Genomic DNA, 20,953 nt, shown 5'->3' on the forward strand with positions numbered 1-20,953 from the left:
CGATTTATGCCCGCCGGATAAAGCAAAGCCGCAGAAATCTGCGGCTTTGAGCGAACGAGGTGAGGGCAGATAACCGGCTCTAGGCCTCCGCGGTCTCTAAGACTCGTTTTCTTTGGTTAATACGTTTCACCAGCAATACAGAGGCGACGGCGCCGCAGAACGCAAAGCAGGCCATGATACCAAAGACAATTTTATACCCCAGAATGCCCGGGTTAAGATCCAGAATATAGCCGTAGAGGCTGAAACAGAACATGGCAGGGGCATAGCCGATAAAACTACCGAGCGCCATGGCGGCACCGGTCTGGCTTTCCGCAATCTTTGCCTCGCCGATGGGGGCAAAGAAGACCGCACGCTGAGTAAAGACGATTGCCCCAAAGCCCAATGTGCAGGCCATTCCCAGATAAACCGGCATACTTTCATGCGGCAGCAGAATTAAGACCACCAGCGCAGCCGTACTGATACAAAAGGTGTAGAACAAATATTTACTCGGGGATTTCAGTATCTTATCCGAAATAATCCCGCCAACGGGGCCCCCGATCATCTTCAGGCAATACTGGTTAATAATGCCGTAAGCCCCCACCAGCGCGACAGGCAGCATATAAATATTTTTCAGGAACGGAATAAAGAATGTTAACCCGCAATAGACGGCATAGACAAAAAAGACGTTGAACGCAATCAGCCATATTGTCTTATCTTTCAGTACGGAGGACATACTGGTGTTTTTCTTTTCTTCCTGTGGGCTATCAACGGCTGCCGTTTTCACCTCATCATCATCCTGGTTCAGAACGAAGAAGATAATGACCCCAACGCTAATAACGATAATAGAATAAAACCAGATCCCTGCTTTAAACCCTAACAGGCCGCTGCCAAACCAGGCAAAGACCGCCAGCGCAGAAAAAGCGACAATGGTATCGACAATACCCCGTCCGGTTTCAAAGAAACCAAACAACCGCCCCTGCTGCTCGCTATTCCCCAGACGACTAACCGACTTTAATAATACCGGCCAGTTCATCATATCGCAGGTGACACCAAATAGTGCCCAGACAAAGAGAATCCCCCAGTATCCCGGCATGGTTGTCAGATAGATACCTAACAGCCCGGTGGCAATAAGCGAAAGGGACATGGTATATTTGCGCGGTAGTTTATCGGCAAAATAGATTGAAAGAAAGAAACCAATTGTCGTAACAAACGAGTTCACAGACATCGCATTGCCAATTTGACCATTGGTCAAATGAAAATACTCCTGCATCGGTATATAGAAAGCATCCTTTAGCGAGGGCAGTTTATAAATCGTACCGCCACACAGTGTCAATAAGCTAAAGAGTGCCCATTTCTTTTTTGTGAGCATATAATTCCTTAATGATTTTACAATCATTTAGTTTTTAAAGGAAAAAGAACCCTGACCACGCCTGACGGGTGGCATATCAAAAAATAAAAATCAGAGATTAAAATTAAGAGTTAATAATGCGGCTGGCCTCACTTTTTATTTCCTGCAGCGTTGTTCTGACAAATGCCAACTGTTGAAGAGCATCCGCTTTTTCTTTCAATAACCGGGTTTCCAGCTGTGAGGCATCGGGTAACGGTGTTTCGCTCATTTCCCGCCACGGGATCCACGGGTTGTCGCCTTCATCGGCAAAGCGAAATGCCGGGGCATAGTAGTCCACCTCTTCTTCCAGGCCGTAGGCGACCACCTGGGGGTGCTCGTCGCCCAGGCAAATCAGTCTGGTGAGCAACGCCTTAAACGGCATATCTCCTTGGCCGGAGACGCAGGCCTGATGTCCGAGACCGTTATCCTGCGGCATAATTAACGCATCTTTTATATGAACCTGAGTAATAAACGGAGACATCGCCTCTAATGCATGCAGCGGGTGCTCGTTGGCATTAATCATGTTCGCAAAATCAAAAAGCAGAGAGAGCGAAGACATACCGCTTTGCTCTATTAATGCGGTCAGCTCGTGGCTTTTCAGATCCTCATGCTGCTCAAGAGTAAAAGTCAGCCCGCTATCCTGATAACGCGCCTTCAGATACTGGATATCAAGAGCGATTTTTGACAGAACCTCTTGTAAATGCCCCTCATAGCGAGGGTAAAATCTGACGGAGCTGGCGCCCGTTTTTAATGCGATATGCGTTGCATGGTCGATCGCGTGTTTATCTGAAGCGCTGGTTTCTATATGGACATCAAGCTGTAATCTCCGTGCCTTTTCTGAGAAAGCGGCCAGTTCAGCATCACTCATTTTACCTAAGGAGCGCGTTTCACCATCGAGAACATGAATTTTCACCCCACGCAGATTATTTTCATGGGCGATATCTAATAAATCGCCGGGTAATATACGCTCAAGCCGCATATTAAAATGATATGCATAGGCATGAAGATAAAGAGGAAGATTATCGACACGGGCGAGGATTTTTTCTGCATCATATTGAGTTAGCATAACGTACCTACAAGTTAATAAAGAGGTCAACCGCCTCAAACCGCCAATATTCAATATCTATCTGAATGATATTGCCATCACTGTCAGCCCGGTGTTTTTCAATAAGAATGGCCGGCATACCTGAAGATCCGCCAATGAATTTACTGATATCGCCAGACATTCTGACCGGTTTAAACACCAGTTTTTTTGTTACGACGTCCTTTTGATACTCATTTTTCCAGACCGAGGAGAAGGATTGGTTTTCAAGCTGTTCAATAAATCCCGGAGCGACATTCGGGTTAATAAAGGTTTCGTGATAAAACACTTTATGTCCTTCCAGCGCCCCCCAACCGGTGATGAGGTACAGCTCATCAGATGCCGCTGTCGCAAGAAGCGGTCGCGCGGCCTCGGGGTAATTTGCCGTGCGGCTTTTTTCAATAAATCCCCAGGAGGGTTCCCGACCTTGTTCAAGCGCGGCGCGCTGAAAGCTGGCGGAGAGCTCCGGGCTATAGTTAAAACGAGGCTGGGTGACGAACCAGCCCTTCCGATCTTTACGGAAGATTCTCGATTCAGCCTCCAGGCTCAGGAGCGCCTGCCGCAGGGTCATACGCTTTATACCCAGCAGTTCGCCTAATTCTCGTTCGGAGGGGAGTTTACCGCCGGGCGCGGTGAGCCCTTCCCTCAGCCAGTGATCTAATTTTTCTTTCGCATTTTCGACGGTAGACAGATTTGTTGTCATTGTTTAACCCAATTGGTTTAAACCAGTTCCTGAATCTTACTCCGACGTGCAAAAAAAAAACAATATCTCCGTTATTCTTTGGGGATAAATGTGACCGGCCTCTCTTCGGAAAGCGCATAACTATCTGCTGACTGACGGGCGGCTATCGCGCCAGGGCAAAAAAAAACCCCGCCATCAAGGCGGGGTTCTGATATCGACAAGAAGCGGAAATTAATCTTCTTTCGCACCGCGCATTGCGCGTTTACGGTCGTTCTCGGTCAGATGACGTTTACGGATACGGACGGAAGTTGGAGTCACTTCTACCAGTTCGTCGTCATCGATGAACTCCAGAGCCTGCTCCAGGGTCATCTTAACTGGCGGAACCAGAACCGTTGCTTCGTCGGTACCGGAAGCACGCATGTTGGTCAGTTTCTTACCGGTCAGGCAGTTTACAGTCAGGTCGTTAGAACGACTGTGAATACCGATGATCTGGCCTTCGTAAACTTCAGCACCGTGACCCAGGAACAGCTTACCGCGGTCCTGCAGGCTGAACAGTGCAAACGCAACCGCTTTACCCTGACCGTTGGAGATCAGTACGCCGTTCTGACGCTGACCTACATCGCCCGCACGAACGTCGTCGTAGTGGCTGAAGGTGGAGTACAGCAGACCGGTACCGGAGGTCATGGTCATGAACTCAGAACGGAAGCCAATCAGGCCACGGCTTGGGATCACGTAGTCGAGACGTACGCGGCCTTTGCCATCTGGATTCATGTTTTTCAGGTCGCCTTTACGCTCACCCAGAGCCTGCATGACAGAACCCTGATGCTGCTCTTCAACGTCCAGCGTTACGTTCTCGAACGGCTCTTGTTTACGGCCGTCGATTTCGCGGAAGATAACTTTCGGACGGGAAACCGCCATTTCGAAACCTTCACGACGCATGTTTTCGATCAGAACTGACAGGTGCAGTTCACCACGACCGGAAACGCGGAATGCATCAGCATCCGGAGTTTCTTCAACGCGCAGCGCCACGTTATGCACCAGCTCTTTGTTCAGACGGTCAAGAATCTGACGAGAGGTAACGTACTTACCTTCTTTACCACAGAACGGTGAGGTGTTAACGCAGAAGAACATGGATACGGTTGGCTCATCGACTGACAGCGCCGGCAGCGCTTCAACATTCTGCGGATCGCAGATGGTGTCAGAGATGTTCAGTTCGCCCAGACCGGTGATCGCGATGATATCGCCCGCTTCAGCAATATCGCTATCGATACGCTCCAGGCCCAAGTGGGTCAGAACTTTACCCACTTTACCGTTACGGGTTTTGCCTTCGCTATCAACGATAGTGACCTGCTGGTTTGGCTTCACTTTACCGCGTTTGATGCGGCCGATGCCAATGACGCCAACGTAGTTGTTGTAATCCAGCTGGGAGATTTGCATCTGCAGCGGACCGTCAAGGTCAACGTTCGGCGCCGGAACACGATCGACGATGGTCTGATACAGCGGAGTCATATCTTCAGCCATATCTTCGTGATCCAGACCCGCAATACCGTTCAGCGCAGAAGCGTAAACGATCGGGAAGTCCAGCTGTTCGTCGGTCGCGTCGAGGTTAACGAACAGGTCGAATACCTGATCGACAACCCAGTCAGGACGCGCGCCAGGACGGTCAACTTTGTTGATGACAACAATGGGCTTCAGGCCATGAGCAAATGCCTTCTTGGTTACGAAGCGCGTCTGCGGCATTGGGCCATCCATTGCGTCAACAACCAGCAGAACGGAATCAACCATGGACATTACACGCTCAACTTCACCACCGAAGTCGGCGTGCCCAGGGGTATCAACGATGTTGATACGGTAGTCATTCCATTTAATGGCGGTGTTTTTCGCGAGGATGGTAATCCCGCGCTCTTTCTCCAAATCGTTGGAGTCCATCACTCGCTCTTGAGTTTCGGCACGCGCGTCGAACGTACCGGATTGCTGCAGCAGCTTATCAACCAGGGTAGTTTTACCATGGTCTACGTGCGCGATGATGGCGATATTACGCAAATTTTCGATCACAACTTTGCCTCAGGCATTAGAAATAGCGCGTTATTGTACACGGATTAATCGCAGTACAAAACAGGATCACAAACATCCTCCACAAACAAGTATTGCAGAGTTTCTTTGTGATCGCTTTCACGGAGCGTTAAAAGGGTTATTCAAGGTCAATTGCACCAAATTAGTGCCCAATGTTCACACAATTGCACTATATTGGTGCAATGCATTCATAATGGTGCAGCCCTTTTGCACGATGGAGTGCATGATAACGCCTTTTGGGGGCAATTTAAAAGTTGGCACAGATTTCGCTTTATATTTTTTAAGGCAACAACGCCACATTAAGCAGTTAAAAAGTTTTCGTTACCACGACGACAATGACCAATCCGGGAGAGTTTAAGTATGTCCGCTGAACACGTTTTGACGATGCTGAACGAGCACGAAGTGAAGTTTGTCGATCTGCGCTTCACCGATACCAAAGGTAAAGAACAGCACGTCACAATTCCTTCTCATCAGGTAAATGCCGAATTCTTCGAAGAAGGCAAAATGTTTGATGGCTCCTCGATTGGTGGCTGGAAAGGTATTAACGAATCTGACATGGTTCTGATGCCGGATGCGACCACTGCGCTGATCGACCCGTTCTATGAAGAACCGACGCTGATCATCCGCTGTGATATCCTGGAACCAGGCACGCTGCAGGGCTACGACCGTGACCCGCGCTCCATCGCCAAACGCGCGGAAGAATACCTGCGCTCTACCGGTCTGGCGGACACCGTTCTGTTCGGGCCAGAACCAGAGTTCTTCCTGTTCGACGATATCCGTTTCGGTGCCTCTATTTCTGGCTCCCACGTTGCTATCGACGACATCGAAGGCGCATGGAACTCCTCCACCAAATACGAAGGTGGTAACAAAGGCCACCGCCCAGGCGTGAAAGGCGGTTACTTCCCGGTTCCGCCGGTTGACTCCTCTCAGGACATCCGTTCTACCATGTGTATGATCATGGAAGAGATGGGCCTGGTTGTTGAAGCTCACCACCACGAAGTGGCTACCGCGGGTCAGAACGAAATCGCGACCCGTTTCAACACCATGACCAAAAAAGCGGACGAAATTCAGATCTACAAATACGTTGTGCACAACGTTGCGCACCGTTTCGGTAAAACCGCGACCTTCATGCCGAAGCCAATGTTCGGTGACAACGGTTCCGGTATGCACTGCCACATGTCTCTGTCCAAGAACGGCGTTAACCTGTTCTCTGGCGACAAGTATGCAGGCCTGTCTGAACAAGCGCTGTACTACATCGGCGGCGTTATCAAGCACGCTAAAGCGATCAACGCCCTGGCAAACCCGACCACCAACTCGTACAAGCGTCTGGTCCCGGGTTACGAAGCACCGGTCATGCTGGCTTACTCTGCCCGTAACCGTTCCGCTTCCATCCGTATCCCGGTAGTCACCTCGCCGAAAGCACGCCGTATCGAAGTGCGCTTCCCGGACCCGGCGGCTAACCCGTACCTGTGCTTCGCAGCACTGCTGATGGCAGGCCTTGACGGTATCAAGAACAAAATCCATCCGGGCGAAGCGATGGACAAAAACCTGTACGACCTGCCGCCGGAAGAAGCGAAAGAGATCCCACAGGTTGCAGGCTCTCTGGAAGAAGCACTGAACGCGCTGGACGCTGACCGTGAGTTCCTGACCGCTGGCGGCGTGTTCACCAACGACGCTATCGATGCTTACATCGCCCTGCGTATTGAAGAAAACGACCGCGTACGTATGACTCCGCACCCGGTTGAATTCGAACTGTACTACAGCGTCTGATTTTGCTGTAAATCCCCGGTATTCCGTGTTGTGGCGTGGGGTACCGTGGATATTTTGTTGCCGTGGAAACTTTCAGCCCATCTCAGGATGGGCTTTTTTCTCCACCAACACTCTGATCTCATGCGCTTTTTACCTATAAAAAGCTATACTGCACTAAAATAGTGCACTCTTTTCAGGAGACTGTCAGATGGCAACAGGCACTCAGCCCGATGCTGGGCAGATCCTTAACTCTTTAATCAACAGTATCTTACTGGTCGATGACGACCTGGCGGTGCATTACGCGAACCCGGCCGCGCAGCAGCTGCTGGCGCAAAGTTCACGTAAGCTCTTTGGCACGCCGCTTCCGGAACTGTTGAGCTACTTTTCACTGAATATCGGCCTGATGCAGGAAAGCCTGCTGGCGGGCCAGGGCTTTACCGACAACGAAGTGACGCTGGTTATCGATGGCCGCTCGCATATCCTGTCTCTGACGGCACAGCGCCTGCCTGAAGGCTATATCCTGCTGGAGATGGCTCCGATGGATAACCAGCGACGCCTGAGCCAGGAGCAACTGCAGCACGCCCAGCAAATCGCGGCGCGGGATTTGGTTCGCGGGCTGGCCCATGAGATCAAGAACCCTTTAGGCGGCCTGAGAGGCGCTGCGCAATTGCTGAGTAAAGCGCTGCCTGACCCGGCATTGATGGAATACACCAACGTTATTATTGAACAGGCCGATCGCTTAAGAAATCTGGTCGACCGCCTGCTGGGGCCGCAGCATCCAGGGATGCACGTGACCGAAAGCATCCATAAGGTCGCCGAACGGGTTGTGAAGCTGGTCTCGATGGAACTGCCGGATAACGTCAAACTGGTCCGCGATTACGATCCGAGCCTGCCGGAACTTCCTCATGACCCGGACCAGATCGAACAGGTTCTGCTGAATGTCGTACGCAACGCGCTGCAGGCGCTGGGGCCAGAAGGTGGCGAGATCATCCTACGTACCCGAACCGCCTTTCAGCTGACGCTGCACGGCGTACGTTACCGCCTTACCGCGCGGATTGACGTTGAGGACAACGGCCCGGGAATTCCGTCCCACTTACAGGATACGCTGTTCTATCCCATGGTTAGCGGTCGCGAAGGCGGTACCGGTCTGGGGCTCTCCATTGCCCGCAGTCTTATCGATCAGCACTCCGGCAAAATTGAATTTACCAGTTGGCCAGGACATACCGAATTCTCGGTGTACCTGCCTATTCGGAAGTAGAGGTGTTTATGCAACGAGGGATAGCCTGGATCGTTGATGACGATAGCTCCATCCGTTGGGTGCTTGAACGCGCGCTCACCGGAGCAGGCTTAAGTTGTACAACGTTTGAAAGCGGCAACGAGGTGCTTGAGGCACTCACCACCAAAACCCCGGATGTACTGTTATCTGATATCCGGATGCCGGGAATGGATGGGTTGGCGTTACTGAAACAAATTAAACAGCGTCACCCAATGCTTCCGGTCATCATAATGACCGCGCATTCGGATCTGGACGCCGCGGTCAGCGCCTATCAGCAAGGTGCCTTTGACTATCTGCCCAAACCTTTTGATATTGATGAAGCGGTCGCTCTGGTCGATCGCGCTATCAGCCACTATCAGGAGCAGCAGCAGCCGCGCAATATCACGATAACCAGCCCGACGGCCGATATCATCGGCGAAGCGCCGGCGATGCAGGACGTCTTTCGCATCATCGGGCGCCTGTCGCGTTCATCAATCAGCGTATTGATCAACGGTGAATCCGGTACCGGTAAAGAGCTGGTTGCGCACGCCCTGCACCGCCATAGCCCGCGGGCAAAAGCGCCGTTTATCGCACTGAATATGGCTGCTATCCCAAAAGACCTGATCGAATCTGAGCTTTTCGGTCACGAAAAAGGGGCATTTACCGGCGCCAATACCGTGCGTCAGGGACGTTTTGAGCAGGCTGACGGCGGGACTTTGTTCCTCGATGAGATCGGCGATATGCCGCTCGATGTGCAGACGCGCCTGCTGCGCGTTCTGGCCGATGGCCAGTTCTATCGCGTTGGCGGCTATGCGCCGGTGAAGGTAGACGTGCGAATTATTGCGGCAACCCACCAGAACCTTGAGCAGCGTGTGCAGGAAGGAAAGTTCCGTGAGGACCTGTTCCACCGCCTGAACGTGATTCGCGTTCATCTCCCGCCGCTGCGCGAGCGCCGGGAAGATATTCCCCGCCTGGCGCGGCACTTCCTGCAAATTGCCGCCCGCGAACTGGGGGTCGAAGCCAAGCAGCTGCATCCGGAGACGGAAACCGCGCTCACCCGTTTAGCCTGGCCTGGTAACGTCCGCCAGCTGGAGAACACCTGCCGCTGGCTGACGGTGATGGCAGCAGGCCAGGAGGTTCTGACGCAGGATCTTCCCAGCGAACTGTTTGAAACCGCAATTCCCGATAGCCCGACGCATATGCAGCCGGACAGCTGGGCAACGTTACTGGGGCAGTGGGCCGACCGCGCTCTGCGTTCCGGTCATCAAAACCTGCTTTCTGAAGCGCAGCCGGAGATGGAGCGGACGCTGCTGACTACTGCCCTGCGTCATACGCAAGGGCATAAGCAGGAAGCCGCGCGACTACTAGGATGGGGACGTAATACGCTAACGCGCAAGCTGAAAGAGTTAGGAATGGAGTAAATGTCATGCCCGGTGGCACTATGCTTACCGGGCCTACAGAATCCGTCGGCCGGGCAAACGAAGTGCCGCCCGGCATTGCAGAGTTAAATGACGCGAGAGAACTGCTGCATCCGCGCTTTCTGACGCAGATAGGCATCAAAGCACATGCAGATGTTGCGAATCAGCAGACGGCCTTTCGCCGTCACCTGAATGCTCTTGTCATCCACATCCACCAGCCCATCTTTTGCCAGCGGTGCCAGCAGCGCCAGATCGTCGGCAAAATAACGCTGGAAATCCAGTTCCCACCGCGTTTCTACCGCAGAGAAATCGAGATGGAACTGGCAAATCAGCGCCTTAATAACGTCACGACGAATACAGTCATCGCGGGTCAGCGCGATGCCGCGCCAGAGCGCATCTCCGGTTTCATCCACCTGTTGATAGTAAAGCTTCAGCTCTTTCTGGTTCTGCGCGTAGCAGTCGCCAATCATGCTGATCGCCGACACCCCCATCCCCAGCAGGTCGGTATCGCCCTGGGTGGTATAACCCTGGAAATTGCGGTGCAGGACGCCGTCGCGCTGAGCAATGGCCAGCTCGTCATCCGGACGGGCAAAGTGATCCATACCGATAAACTGATAGCCGGCGTCGGTGAGGGAGGCAATGGTCTCCTGCAGGATATCGAGCTTCTGTTCCGCCGAAGGCAGGTCGGCCTCTTTGATTTTACGCTGAGCGGCAAAGAGCGTCGGCAGATGCGCATAGTTGAATACGCTCAGACGATCGGGGTTGAGCTCGGCCACTTTTTGCAGCGTAAAGGCAAAACTCTCCGGCGTTTGTTTCGGCAGGCCGTAAATCAGATCGATATTCGTCGAGGTAAAACCAATCTCACGCGCGTGGTTGAGCAGGGCAAAGATAAACGCCTCATCCTGCTCGCGGTTAACCAGCCGCTGAACCTCTTTATTGAAGTCCTGCACGCCCATGCTCAGCCGGTTGAAGCCTTCCGATCGGAGATGATCCAGGACATCCAGTTCAATTTCGCGCGGATCGACTTCAATCGAGATCTCTGCATCGGCGTTAAAATTGAAATGGCTGCGCAGCAACTGCATTAAGCGGCTGATTTGCACTTTATTCAGGTAGGTGGGGGTACCGCCGCCCCAGTGCAGCTGGTTCACCTGACGCCCGGCAAAGAGCGGCGCGCGATGAATAATTTCCTGCTCCAGCACATCCAGATACTGGTCGGCTTTATGCTGCTGGCGAGTCACAATCTTGTTGCAGCCGCAGAAATAGCAGAGCTTGTGACAAAACGGAATATGCACATACAGCGATAGCGGACGCTGCGGGTAGCGAGCTACCGCCTCGTCAAATTCTGCCGCACCAAACTCAGGTGAAAACTCCAGTGCGGTGGGGTATGAGGTATAACGCGGCCCCGAATAGTTATATTTCTGGATCAGGGCCAGATCCCAGTCGATTAACTGCACAGACATGCTCACTCCTTCCGATGGTGCCGTCGGCGGGTACGCCGCCCCGGCCCAACCGCACCTCGGGTGATGAGCCGGTTGCGCAGCCATTTCTGACGCCGCGACAACCGTCGTAGTTTAACGAATAACCACAGCAGATAACATACAACCAAAAGGGTTATAAGCAGGACCGGGAATCCGATTGAGTGCAAACGTTAGTTTCCACCCTTCAGCAGACGCATCATATCTTCCTGACGCTCTTCTTCCTCATCCTCGTCATCATCGTAGGACAGGCCAAGCTGCTGCATCAGCTCATCAATACGATCGAGTTTGGCATCGACCCACGACTGCTCTTCAGCATTCAGGGTGCCCCCCTCTTCCAGACGTTCCAGCAGCGCGTCCAGGCGCTCATCGTTTTCCAGCAAATCCAGCTCAGCCTGTGGTGAAAGCATAGGTTTCTCGCTCTTCGGTTTGTGCTGCTTAGTAGCCGGGGTGCTTTCAGTCACGCCCAGCGGAATCGGTTTTTTACTCCCAATACGCGGATCTTGCTGCTGGCTCTGTTTTTTGCCGGATGACGCGGCATCACCGCCGGTTGCGCGACTTCCTGCCGCGTGACCACGATGTTTCTTCTGGCGTTTGCGATCGCGGGATTCCTGATTCATTTCTTCACGTGTCTTGCGATGCGTTTTGCCACGGGGTACGGATGTCGGTTTTTTCATATAGGTAATCTTCAGATTCGTTTTCTTCAGTATAGAATTGAGGCGGAATCTAGCAGAAAGCAAGCAAAGAAAAAAGGCGACAGATTACTCTGCCGCCTTTTTCCTCACTGATAACCCTTAGCGGGTTTCCACTTTCCCTGTTAGCTCACGACGCACCCTGTCTTTCCTTTAGCCAATAACAGTCCCTGTTATGTCCTTTTCCTTGTTAAAACGTCTCCAGACGTTGGTCATCCTGACATTAATCCCGGGTCTTCGCCCCCCTGGCGCTCCTGACAACTCATCCTGAGTCACTATCCTGTCGGCTTCCTTGCCTGTGCCCCTTACTTTACCGTTTTAATCCCATCCTACAACCAACCCTCAGAGTAAAAATGGCTATTTAAGATTGTTCTATAGTGTTAATTGTATGATTTTTAATGTGTTAACACGACCAACCCCCGTTGTTTCTCATCGATTGCCTCGACATTGAATGGACAATGTCTCACAAAGAGAGGGGTTTTTACTTACGACAGAGGATGCGGTAAAAACAGCCTTTTTCTGCTGTTCAGGTATAATCCCCGCCATAGCCTTATTTAACGGAGACGACAGTCTTGACTAACTGGAACTATCAACAGACGCATTTTGTCACCAGCGCACCCGATATCCGCCATCTTCCATCCGATACGGGTATCGAAGTTGCCTTTGCTGGTCGCTCAAATGCGGGGAAATCCAGCGCCCTGAATACGCTCACCAACCAGAAAAGCCTGGCGCGTACTTCTAAGACCCCTGGCCGCACCCAGCTAATCAACCTGTTTGAAGTCGCCGAAGGCAAACGCCTGGTCGACCTGCCGGGTTACGGCTACGCTCAGGTCCCGGAGGAGATGAAGATCAAATGGCAGCGCGCGCTGGGTGAATACCTGGAGAAACGCCTGTGCCTGAAAGGACTGGTGGTGCTGATGGATATCCGTCATCCGCTGAAAGACCTCGATCAGCAAATGATCGAATGGGCGGTAGAAAGCGATATCCAGGTTCTGGTTCTGCTCACCAAAGCCGATAAGCTGGCCAGCGGCGCACGTAAAGCGCAGGTGAATATGGTGCGTGAAGCGGTTCTTGCCTTTAACGGCGATGTGCAGGTTGAACCCTTCTCTTCGCTGAAAAAAACAGGCGTGGATAAGCTGCGTCAGAAGCTCGACAGCTGGTTTAATGAGATCCCTCCTCAGGAAGAGATCGCCGACGGAGAGTAATCGCCGTTGTTTTCCCGGATAGCGGCGCCTGACGCCTTATCCGGGCTGCATCATCAGCCCACCGCAGTCCGCCAAAATTTTCTTTCGCGCAATAAAAAACGCCCCGGTCATAAATGACCGGGGCGGCTAAAATATTCAGCCAAATCCGATTACGTGAAGTAAAAGGTCTGAAAGATAGAACATCTTACCTCTGTACCCTACGTCATTAACTCTACTCTTCTTTCGGTTACGGAGAAAGCACTTTTTGTAGTTTTTTTTCACTCTTTACATAGCAAATTCAAATGATCATCACAAAACGCTATAAGTTATGTTGCTTACTTACAGAAAATCACCTTATCCACTGAATACTTAGTGCGCTTGATCCCAGTTTTCTCCGCTTCCTACTTCCACCAGCAGCGGTACCGCCAGCGTGGTGCTGTTCTCCATCAGTTCGTGCACCTTTTTCGCCACGGCATCAAGGTCATCTTTGTGCACTTCAAAGACCAGTTCATCGTGCACCTGCATGATCATCCGCACCCGCGGCTTCTCGGTCAGCAGCCATTCATCAACGGCGATCATTGCGCGCTTGATAATGTCAGCCGCCGTCCCCTGCATCGGGGCGTTAATCGCCGCACGTTCGGCGCCGGCACGACGGGCGCCGTTGCTGGATTTGATGTCCGGAAGGTAAAGGCGACGGCCATCCAGCGTTTCGACATAGCCCTGCTCTTTTGCCTGTGCCCGGGTACGCTCCATGTAATCAAGGACGCCCGGATAGCGCTCAAAATAGAGGTCCATATATTTCTGCGCTTCTTTGCGCGGAATATTGAGCTGCCGTGCGAGGCCAAATGCGCTCATGCCATAAATCAGACCAAAGTTAATCGCCTTGGCACTGCGACGCTGCTCGCTGCTTACGCTCTCCAGCGGCAGGCCAAAGACCTCTGCCGCCGTTGCGCGGTGGATATCTTTACCTTCCGCAAACGCGGTCAGCAACCCCTTGTCACGCGACAGATGCGCCATAATGCGCAACTCAATTTGCGAGTAGTCGGCAGAGACGATGAGGTAATCCGGCGGCGCGATAAATGCCTGACGAATACGACGCCCCTCTTCGTTACGCACCGGAATGTTCTGCAGGTTAGGATCGGTGGAGGAGAGACGCCCCGTCGCCGTTACCGCCTGGTGATAAGAGGTATGCACGCGGCCGGTTTTGGGGTTAATCATCAGCGGTAGCTTGTCGGTATATGTCGACTTCAGCTTCGCCAGTCCGCGATATTCGAGAATAACTTTCGGTAGCGGATAGTCCAGCGCCAGTTCTTCGAGCACTTCCTCGGAGGTTGAAGGCGCGCCGCCCGGTGTTTTCTTCAGCGGTTTAATGCCTTGTTTTTCAAACAAAATAGTTTGAAGCTGTTTGGGTGAAGAGAGATTGAACTCTTCACCAGCGATCTCGTAGGCTTTCTGTTCCAGTTCGATCAGGCGCCTGGCGATCTCCTGCGAATGAGCGTGCAGTACAGCCGGATCAATGTTGACGCCGTTACGTTCCACGCGAGAGAGCACCGGTACCAGCGGCATCTCAATATGCTTAAAGATATTCAGCGGACCTTCATGCTGCTGCAGCTTCGGCCACATCTTCAGGTGCAGCTGCAGAGTGACGTCGGCATCTTCCGCCGCGTAGCGGCCGGCTTCTTCCAGCGCGATCTGGTTAAAGGTGAGCTGATTTTTACCTTTGCCTGCAATCTCTTCAAAGGTAATCGTTTTATGCTTCAGCCAGCGGTCGGCAAGGCTGTCCATATCATGGCGGCCCGCCACGCTATCAAGAATGTAGGATTCCAGCATGGTGTCAAAAGCGATGCCGCGCAGCTCAATATCATAGTTCGCCAGAATTCCGCGGTCATATTTCAGGTTTTGCCCGACCTTCAGCAGATTCTCGTCTTCCAGCAGAGGTTTCAACAACGTCAGTACGCGTTCGCGGGAGATCTGATCCGGTGCATCGAGATAATCATGCGCAACCGGTACATAGGCTGCAACGCCGGGCTCAATGGCAAACGACAGGCCGACCATATTGGCGGAGATATTATCCAGGCTGTCCGTTTCGGTATCAAACGCAAACAGCGGCGCTTTTTTCAGCTTCTCGATCCATTCGATCAGCGTCTGCTCATCAAGAATAGTGACGTAGTTTTCCGCAGACAGTGTCGCTACCACCTCGGCTTCTTCTTCCGCTACTGCCGCCGCTTCAGCCGGTTTTGCAGCTGGCTTAACGCCTTTTGACTGCATCCATTTGCCGGATTCAACATCGGTGATCCAGCGCTTAAATTCATATTTTTTGAACAGAGCCAACAGGTCATCCGCCGCCGGCGGCAGCACGTGCAGCTCTTCACAGCTCAGATCCAGCTCGACGTCGGTTTTAATCGTCGCCAGCTGATACGAGAGGTAGGCCACCTCTTTATTCTGCTCCAGTTTTGCCGCCATCGTTTTGGCGCCGCGGAAAGTCAAACCGGCAATTTTTTCTGGCTCAGCGTACAACGTATCCAGCCCACCCAGCCCCTGCAGCAGCGCCTGGGCCGTTTTCTCGCCCACGCCGGGTACGCCTGGAATGTTATCGGAGGAGTCGCCCATCAGCGCCAGGAAGTCAATAATCAGCTCTGGCGGAACGCCGTACTTCGTCACTACTTCTTCCGGGCCAAGAATGGTATTGGTCATGGTATTAATCAGGGTAATTCCCGGCGTGACCAACTGCGCCATATCTTTATCACCGGTACTGATGAGCACCGGGCGGCCCGCTTTTTCTGCTTCGCGCGCCAGAGTTCCGATCACATCGTCCGCTTCGACGCCAGGCACAGCCATCAGCGGCAGCCCCATCGCTTTCACCATAGTATGCAGCGGTTCGATCTGCGCCCGCAGATCGTCCGGCATCGGCGGACGATGGGATTTGTAATGCTCAAACAGTTCGTCACGGAAAGTTTTCCCTTTGGCATCAAAAACCACAACGGCGTGCGTGGGTTGATACTGGAGGATCAGGCTTCGCAGCATATTCAGCACGCCATACATAGCGCCTGTCGGTTCTCCGGCGCTGTTAGTCAGCGGCGGGAAAGCGTGATACGCCCGGTAGAGGTAAGAGGAGCCGTCAACGAGGATAAGTGGGTTTTCTGGGATCTGAACCATAATTTCCGTGCCTGTTTATCAGATTATGGGTAAAGGATGCCACAGACAGGCCTGAAAACCTGAATTTTTCCCGCATTTCACCAAAAAGATTCGTTGATCCGGTCGATCGTGCGGCAGTAATATCTGTGGATAACTTTGTGCATAGTTTTATAAGGATAGCTGTCTGGTCTGAAATAAAATAACAAAAAACATAATTTAAGTTTATTTATCATAAAGTTAATGATTGATCCTTGCTTTTAATACCTTTCTAATGACTCAATGTTCCATGTGGATATAAGATCCGCCGTTTTTTCTGTTCTGGTAAGACCCGTCATTTGCTGCGTTTTCTGGTAAAATCAGCCTCTTGCACGGTTTAACTGCGCTCTTTATCAGCCTAACTTTCTGAATAAACTAACTATGTCGAGATTACTCGCTGCAATAACACTTCCGCTGAGTATCGCCCTTACCATCTTAGTCACCATTATCTGTTCCGTACCGATAATCATCGCCGGGCTGATTAAACTTCTTGTCCCCATCCCCGCGGTATGGCGTGCGATTTCCCGTTTCTGCAATTTCATGATGTATTGCTGGTGCGAAGGGTTGGCACTGCTGCTCTATCTGAATCCCAGACTGACGTGGGACGTGCAAGGTCTTGAAGGGCTGAGCAAGAAAAACTGGTATCTGCTTATCAGCAATCATCACAGCTGGGCGGATATCGTGGTGCTCTGCGTGTTGTTTCGCAAGCATATCCCTATGAATAAGTACTTCCTTAAGCAACAGCTGGCGTGGGTACCTTTTATCGGGCTTGCCTGCTGGGCGCTGGATATGCCCTTTATGCGTCGCTACTCGCGAGGCTATTTAATTCGCCATCCTGAGCGTCGCGGTAAAGATGTTGAAACCACTCGCCGCTCCTGCGAGAAATTTCGCTCGCATCCGACGACCATCGTCAATTTTGTAGAAGGTTCGCGTTTTACCGAAGATAAGCAGCGGCAAACTCGTTCACCTTATCGTAATTTATTGCCACCGAAGGCCGCAGGTATCGCGATGGCGTTGAACGTGCTCGGTGCTCAGTTCGATAAGCTGTTGAACGTCACGCTTTGCTATCCGGAGAACAACCAGAGGCCATTTTACGATATGTTAAGCGGCCGACTGACGCGTATTGTTGTTCGCGTTAATCTCATTCCCGTGGCGGAAGATCTGCACGGCGACTACGTGAATGACAAAAACTTTAAGCGCCGTTTCCAGCGTTGGTTGAATGAACTGTGGGAAGAGAAAGACTGTCAGCTGACGGAAATCATGCGGACAAAAGGACGCGAAGAGCATTGAACCTGATAACCATGCCACCTCCACTGGCGGTTTAAGAGAGATATGAAAAAAGCCGGTCAGTGACCGGCTTTTTTTTTACTTCTTCTCAACCAGCTGCTTAACGCTATCCGCATACTGGGCGACAAAGGCGTCCATATTGCTGGTATCCATTCCCTGCGGGTTCAGCTGATATTTGCCGTCGACGTACATTGCCGGTACGCCCTGCAGCTGGAAGTCAGCAGCCGCTTTTTCCTGCTGAGCAACCAGGGATTTCACGACAAAGCTATTCCATGCCGCATCGTAGTCTTCGCCTTTCACGCCAGCGTCAACGAAGACTTTACGAATATCCGCCACGGTCTGCACGGTCTGGGTCTTCTGTACCGCTTCAAACATCGGCACGGTGATCTTATCTTCAACGCCCAGCGCCATCGCGACGGCCCATGCCTGGGTTAAGTCTTTACCCAAAGGTCCGAGGAATTCAACGTGGTACTTGGTCATTTTGGCGCCTTCCGGCAGCTTTTTCTTCACGTTATCAGAAACGTGCAGCACTTCTTCAAACTGATAGCAGTGCGGGCAGTAGAACGAGAAGAACTCAAGAACCTGAGGCGCGCCGGCTACGGGCTTATCAAGGGTGATGTACTGCTTACCGTCGGTGATCTGGGCCGCAGAAGCACTAAAAGCCAGAATCATACCAGCCAGCGCCAGCCAAATTTTTTTCATGTTTACGTCTCTCCTGGAAATATCTGATTAATACATTGGCGTTAACTGAAGAGGGGGTTCTTGCAGAACCTTCACCTGCTCAAGAAAAGTTGCTGTCTGCCCCCGCCAGTAATCTTCCCCGGTAAGCCAGGGGAAATTAATAGGGAAAGCAGGATCGTCCCAGCGCCTGAGCAACCATGCCAGATAATAAACTAACCGCATGGCGCGTAAAGGTTCGATAAGGGCGATTTCGTCTGAATTGAACGGACTGAATTCTTCATAAGCTTCAACAATCATCTCCAGCTGCATTCGCTGCTCGGCTTTATCACCGTTCAGCAGCATCCACAGATCCTGGATGGCCGGACCGTTGCGGGCATCATCTAAATCAACAAAAAGCGGACCATCGCGCCAGAGAATATTACCGGCATGACAATCGCCGTGCAGACGCAGAATGTCCGCGTTGCCGTGCCATTGAGCGATAACGGCAGCAATCAGCTTATCTGCGGCGCGGAGGAAGTCCTTCTTCAGAGCTGAGGGGATCAGCGTTGAGTGTTCAAAAACGTCCCGCGGCGCGAACAAATACTCATTCACGCCTATCTCAGGGCGCGCGACAAAACGCGCTTTGCGCCCGGTCTGGTGCAAGCGCCCCAGATAACGGCCGACGGACTCCATTTGATCGAGGTTATCCGATTCAAACTGGCGCCCACCTAAGCTGGGGAACACGGCAAAATAGAAGCCCTGATGCTGATGAAGAGTACTGTCATTGAAAAATAATGGCGCAGCAACAGGAACATCATCCTGCTTGAGCTGAAGGGTAAACAGGTGTTCCTCGAGGATCTGTTCGGCAGACCAACGTTCAGGACGATAGAACTTCACCACATAGCGATGGCGGTCTTCGTCCTGAAACTGGTAAACGCGGTTTTCATAGCTGTTAAGCGGAGTGAGCCCGGAGTCCACTCGCATCCCCAGATCGAATAGCCCATCGATGATGGTATCCGGGTTTAGCGTCTGAAAATTAAAAGCCTTATCGTGCATCCTGACATCCGATAATCTTAGGAATAGTTCAGGATATCATCTCATAACTCGTTCCGCGGCAGCACTTACAACCTTTTACTCTTTAATCACGCCGCGAGCGCGCAATAAGGCCGTTTTGAAATCCTCTTCGTAATCTTTCTGAATACCAGGAATAACGGCTTCTTTTGCCGAATCACGCATTTTCAGATGATAAATCAGGATATCGTCGGAAAGATCGACCAGCTCGCCGTCGTAACCGGCCTCTTTTGCGAGTTTCTGCAAAAATTGCATCAGGTTCAGCTCCGGCTCTTTCTGCCAGGCTGGCTGGAGGAGTTCAATTACTTCATTCAGACGTTTACATTTCATGGTCATGCTCCTTACTCTTGATAGCGACAACTTAACAGGGTCAATCCCACAATGAAAGAGGCGATATTGATATGCAAGGCGAGGTCATAACCGGCGTTATATTAGCAGGCGGAAGGGCCACGCGGATGGGAGGTGCGGATAAGGGATTGCAGCTACTCGATGGTAAGCCATTATGGCGCCATGTTGCAGATGCGTTGTCTCCTCAGGTGACCCACCTGGTTATCAGTGCCAACCGTAATCTGGAACGCTGGTATGAAAGCGGGTATCCGGTGTATTCCGACAGTCTCTCTGACTTCCCGGGGCCATTAGCCGGTATGCTATCCGTGATGCAGCAGACACAGAGCGAATGGTTCCTCTTCTGCCCCTGCGATACCCCCTTTATCCCCTCATTCCTGGCTGAGCGCTTTATACAGCAGAAACAGACCGCTCCCGTCGTCTGGGTTTACGACGGAGAACGCGATCATCCCGCTATTACCCTGATGCATCGATGTTTAATGCCCGATCTGGCGGCATATCTTGCCGCAGGCGAACGACGCGTGATGGCTTTTATGCGCAACAGCGGCGGGCATCGCGTTGATTTCAGCGATGTCCGCCCGGCCTTTATTAACGTCAATACCCTTGATGACTTGCAGGGTATACAGGAGCAATCATGATCCCCGTTCTCGCCATTTCCGCCTGGAGTGGTACCGGTAAAACAACGCTGTTAAAAAAATTAATCCCCGCATTGTGTGCTGCTGGCCTGCGTCCGGGTTTGATCAAGCATACCCATCATAATATGGATGTCGATCTGCCGGGTAAGGACAGCTATGAATTGCGTAAAGCCGGGGCAGCTCAAACGATTGTCGCCAGTTCACAACGCTGGGCGCTAATGACTGAAACGCCGGATGAAGAAGAGGTGGATTTAGCCTGGCTGGTTAGCAGGATGGATGCATCAACGCTGGATTTGGTTCTGGTTGAAGGGTTTAAGCATGAGCCGATAGCGAAGCTCCTGCTTTTTCGGCAACAGGGTGGGCATCGTGTCGAGGAGCTCGTCCTGGATGAGCATGTGATTGCGGTAGTCAGCGATACTCCATTAGAGACATCACTCCCGCAGTTAGATTTAAACGATATTCCGCAGATCGCGGCGTTTATTCTACGCTGGTTGGCAGAAGCGCAATGGCAGTGAGTATTTCAGCAATGGGCGTAATATAGCGCCCGTTCTGCGTTATTCCTGCGAGATTAGGCGTTGCGGATAAATAACGATAAAAACGCAAAAAGCCCATCCGTCAGGATGGGCTTTTTACTGATTTGATGCCTGGCAGTTCCCTACTCTCACATGGGGAGACCCCACACTACCATCGGCGCTACGGCGTTTCACTTCTGAGTTCGGCATGGGGTCAGGTGGGACCACCGCGCTATCGCCGCCAGGCAAATTCTGTTTTCACCCCGCATTCCTGCGTGATGATGAATCTGTAATCAA

18 protein-coding genes and 1 rRNA gene are annotated in these 20,953 nt (G+C 52.0%); 7 read left to right on the forward strand and 12 right to left on the reverse strand.

The window, feature by feature from the left end; translation table 11 throughout:
- Window positions 1-79: 79 nt before the first annotated feature.
- The 4 genes from Q1L34_RS25885 to typA form a co-directional block, all read right to left on the reverse strand.
- Window positions 80-1,348, reverse strand: a complete 1,269-nt coding sequence (locus Q1L34_RS25885) for an MFS transporter (RefSeq protein ID WP_004869285.1) — start codon at window positions 1,346-1,348, stop codon at window positions 80-82.
- Between the two features lie 103 nt (window positions 1,349-1,451).
- A complete protein-coding gene (locus Q1L34_RS25890) occupies window positions 1,452-2,432 on the reverse strand; it encodes a sugar phosphate isomerase/epimerase family protein (RefSeq protein ID WP_015585450.1) in 981 nt (326 codons plus the stop codon).
- A gap of 7 nt (window positions 2,433-2,439) precedes the next feature.
- Window positions 2,440-3,150: a GntR family transcriptional regulator gene (locus Q1L34_RS25895; protein ID WP_004869280.1), complete on the reverse strand. Its 711-nt coding sequence runs from the start codon at window positions 3,148-3,150 to the stop codon at window positions 2,440-2,442.
- A gap of 210 nt (window positions 3,151-3,360) precedes the next feature.
- The gene (gene typA / locus Q1L34_RS25900; protein ID WP_004869279.1) at window positions 3,361-5,184 is read right to left on the reverse strand and encodes a ribosome-dependent GTPase TypA; all 1,824 of its coding nucleotides are present in this window, start codon (window positions 5,182-5,184) and stop codon (window positions 3,361-3,363) included.
- A 378-nt stretch (window positions 5,185-5,562) separates the two neighbouring features.
- Here typA and glnA point away from each other — a divergent pair, with 378 nt between their 5' ends.
- The 3 genes from glnA (at window position 5,563) to glnG (ending at window position 9,627) form a co-directional block, all read left to right on the forward strand.
- Entirely contained in the window at window positions 5,563-6,972 is a 1,410-nt protein-coding gene (gene glnA, locus Q1L34_RS25905) for a glutamate--ammonia ligase (protein ID WP_004127100.1), read from the forward strand.
- Between the two features lie 187 nt (window positions 6,973-7,159).
- On the forward strand, window positions 7,160-8,209 hold the full coding sequence (glnL, locus tag Q1L34_RS25910; RefSeq protein WP_004869278.1) for a nitrogen regulation protein NR(II): 1,050 nt from the start codon (window positions 7,160-7,162) through the stop codon (window positions 8,207-8,209).
- A gap of 8 nt (window positions 8,210-8,217) precedes the next feature.
- Complete coding sequence (gene glnG, locus Q1L34_RS25915) at window positions 8,218-9,627, forward strand: nitrogen regulation protein NR(I) (RefSeq protein WP_004869277.1); 1,410 nt, start codon at window positions 8,218-8,220, stop codon at window positions 9,625-9,627.
- Window positions 9,628-9,710: 83 nt separating this feature from the next.
- On the opposite strand, the gene hemN is transcribed toward glnG, so the two are convergent.
- Together hemN and yihI are read right to left on the reverse strand one after the other, a co-directional pair.
- Complete coding sequence (gene hemN, locus Q1L34_RS25920) at window positions 9,711-11,084, reverse strand: oxygen-independent coproporphyrinogen III oxidase (protein ID WP_195874149.1); 1,374 nt, start codon at window positions 11,082-11,084, stop codon at window positions 9,711-9,713.
- 188 nt (window positions 11,085-11,272) lie between these two features.
- A complete protein-coding gene (gene yihI, locus Q1L34_RS25925; protein ID WP_327204322.1) occupies window positions 11,273-11,776 on the reverse strand; it encodes a Der GTPase-activating protein YihI in 504 nt (167 codons plus the stop codon).
- A 587-nt stretch (window positions 11,777-12,363) separates the two neighbouring features.
- Here yihI and yihA point away from each other — a divergent pair.
- Window positions 12,364-12,996 carry a ribosome biogenesis GTP-binding protein YihA/YsxC gene (gene yihA, locus Q1L34_RS25930; protein ID WP_004869272.1) on the forward strand — a complete coding sequence of 211 codons (633 nt, stop codon included), beginning with the start codon at window positions 12,364-12,366 and terminating at the stop codon, window positions 12,994-12,996.
- Between the two features lie 135 nt (window positions 12,997-13,131).
- On the opposite strand, the gene spfP is transcribed toward yihA, so the two are convergent.
- Both spfP and polA read right to left on the reverse strand, forming a co-directional pair.
- A complete protein-coding gene (gene spfP / locus Q1L34_RS28545) occupies window positions 13,132-13,179 on the reverse strand; it encodes a small protein SpfP (protein WP_071892919.1) in 48 nt (15 codons plus the stop codon).
- Window positions 13,180-13,344: 165 nt separating this feature from the next.
- Window positions 13,345-16,131, reverse strand: coding sequence for a DNA polymerase I (gene polA / locus Q1L34_RS25935; protein ID WP_004869269.1), 2,787 nt, complete (start codon window positions 16,129-16,131; stop codon window positions 13,345-13,347).
- Window positions 16,132-16,527: 396 nt separating this feature from the next.
- On the opposite strand from polA, the gene yihG reads away from it, so the two are divergent.
- A complete protein-coding gene (yihG, locus tag Q1L34_RS25940; RefSeq protein WP_015585452.1) occupies window positions 16,528-17,436 on the forward strand; it encodes a 1-acylglycerol-3-phosphate O-acyltransferase, YihG family in 909 nt (302 codons plus the stop codon).
- A 75-nt stretch (window positions 17,437-17,511) separates the two neighbouring features.
- Here yihG and dsbA read toward each other — a convergent pair whose 3' ends face one another.
- The 3 genes from dsbA to Q1L34_RS25955 form a co-directional block, all read right to left on the reverse strand.
- Complete coding sequence (gene dsbA, locus Q1L34_RS25945; protein ID WP_004869264.1) at window positions 17,512-18,135, reverse strand: thiol:disulfide interchange protein DsbA; 624 nt, start codon at window positions 18,133-18,135, stop codon at window positions 17,512-17,514.
- Window positions 18,136-18,162: 27 nt separating this feature from the next.
- Window positions 18,163-19,149, reverse strand: a complete 987-nt coding sequence (locus Q1L34_RS25950; RefSeq protein WP_211843877.1) for a serine/threonine protein kinase — start codon at window positions 19,147-19,149, stop codon at window positions 18,163-18,165.
- Between the two features lie 75 nt (window positions 19,150-19,224).
- The gene (locus Q1L34_RS25955) at window positions 19,225-19,494 is read right to left on the reverse strand and encodes a YihD family protein (protein ID WP_004869260.1); all 270 of its coding nucleotides are present in this window, start codon (window positions 19,492-19,494) and stop codon (window positions 19,225-19,227) included.
- Window positions 19,495-19,565: 71 nt separating this feature from the next.
- Here Q1L34_RS25955 and mobA point away from each other — a divergent pair, with 71 nt between their 5' ends.
- Together mobA and mobB are read left to right on the forward strand one after the other, a co-directional pair.
- Window positions 19,566-20,147: a molybdenum cofactor guanylyltransferase MobA gene (gene mobA / locus Q1L34_RS25960; RefSeq protein ID WP_015585454.1), complete on the forward strand. Its 582-nt coding sequence runs from the start codon at window positions 19,566-19,568 to the stop codon at window positions 20,145-20,147.
- Complete coding sequence (mobB, locus tag Q1L34_RS25965; RefSeq protein ID WP_069476347.1) at window positions 20,144-20,659, forward strand: molybdopterin-guanine dinucleotide biosynthesis protein MobB; 516 nt, start codon at window positions 20,144-20,146, stop codon at window positions 20,657-20,659. The genes mobA and mobB overlap by 4 nt, the downstream gene beginning before the upstream one ends.
- A 127-nt stretch (window positions 20,660-20,786) precedes the next feature.
- Here the strand turns inward: mobB and rrf are convergent.
- A 5S ribosomal RNA gene (gene rrf / locus Q1L34_RS25970) occupies window positions 20,787-20,902 on the reverse strand.
- Window positions 20,903-20,953 lie beyond the last annotated feature (51 nt).

Source organism: Klebsiella ornithinolytica (assembly GCF_030505655.1).
In the GTDB taxonomy this organism is placed as follows: Bacteria; Pseudomonadota; Gammaproteobacteria; order Enterobacterales; family Enterobacteriaceae; genus Klebsiella; species Klebsiella ornithinolytica.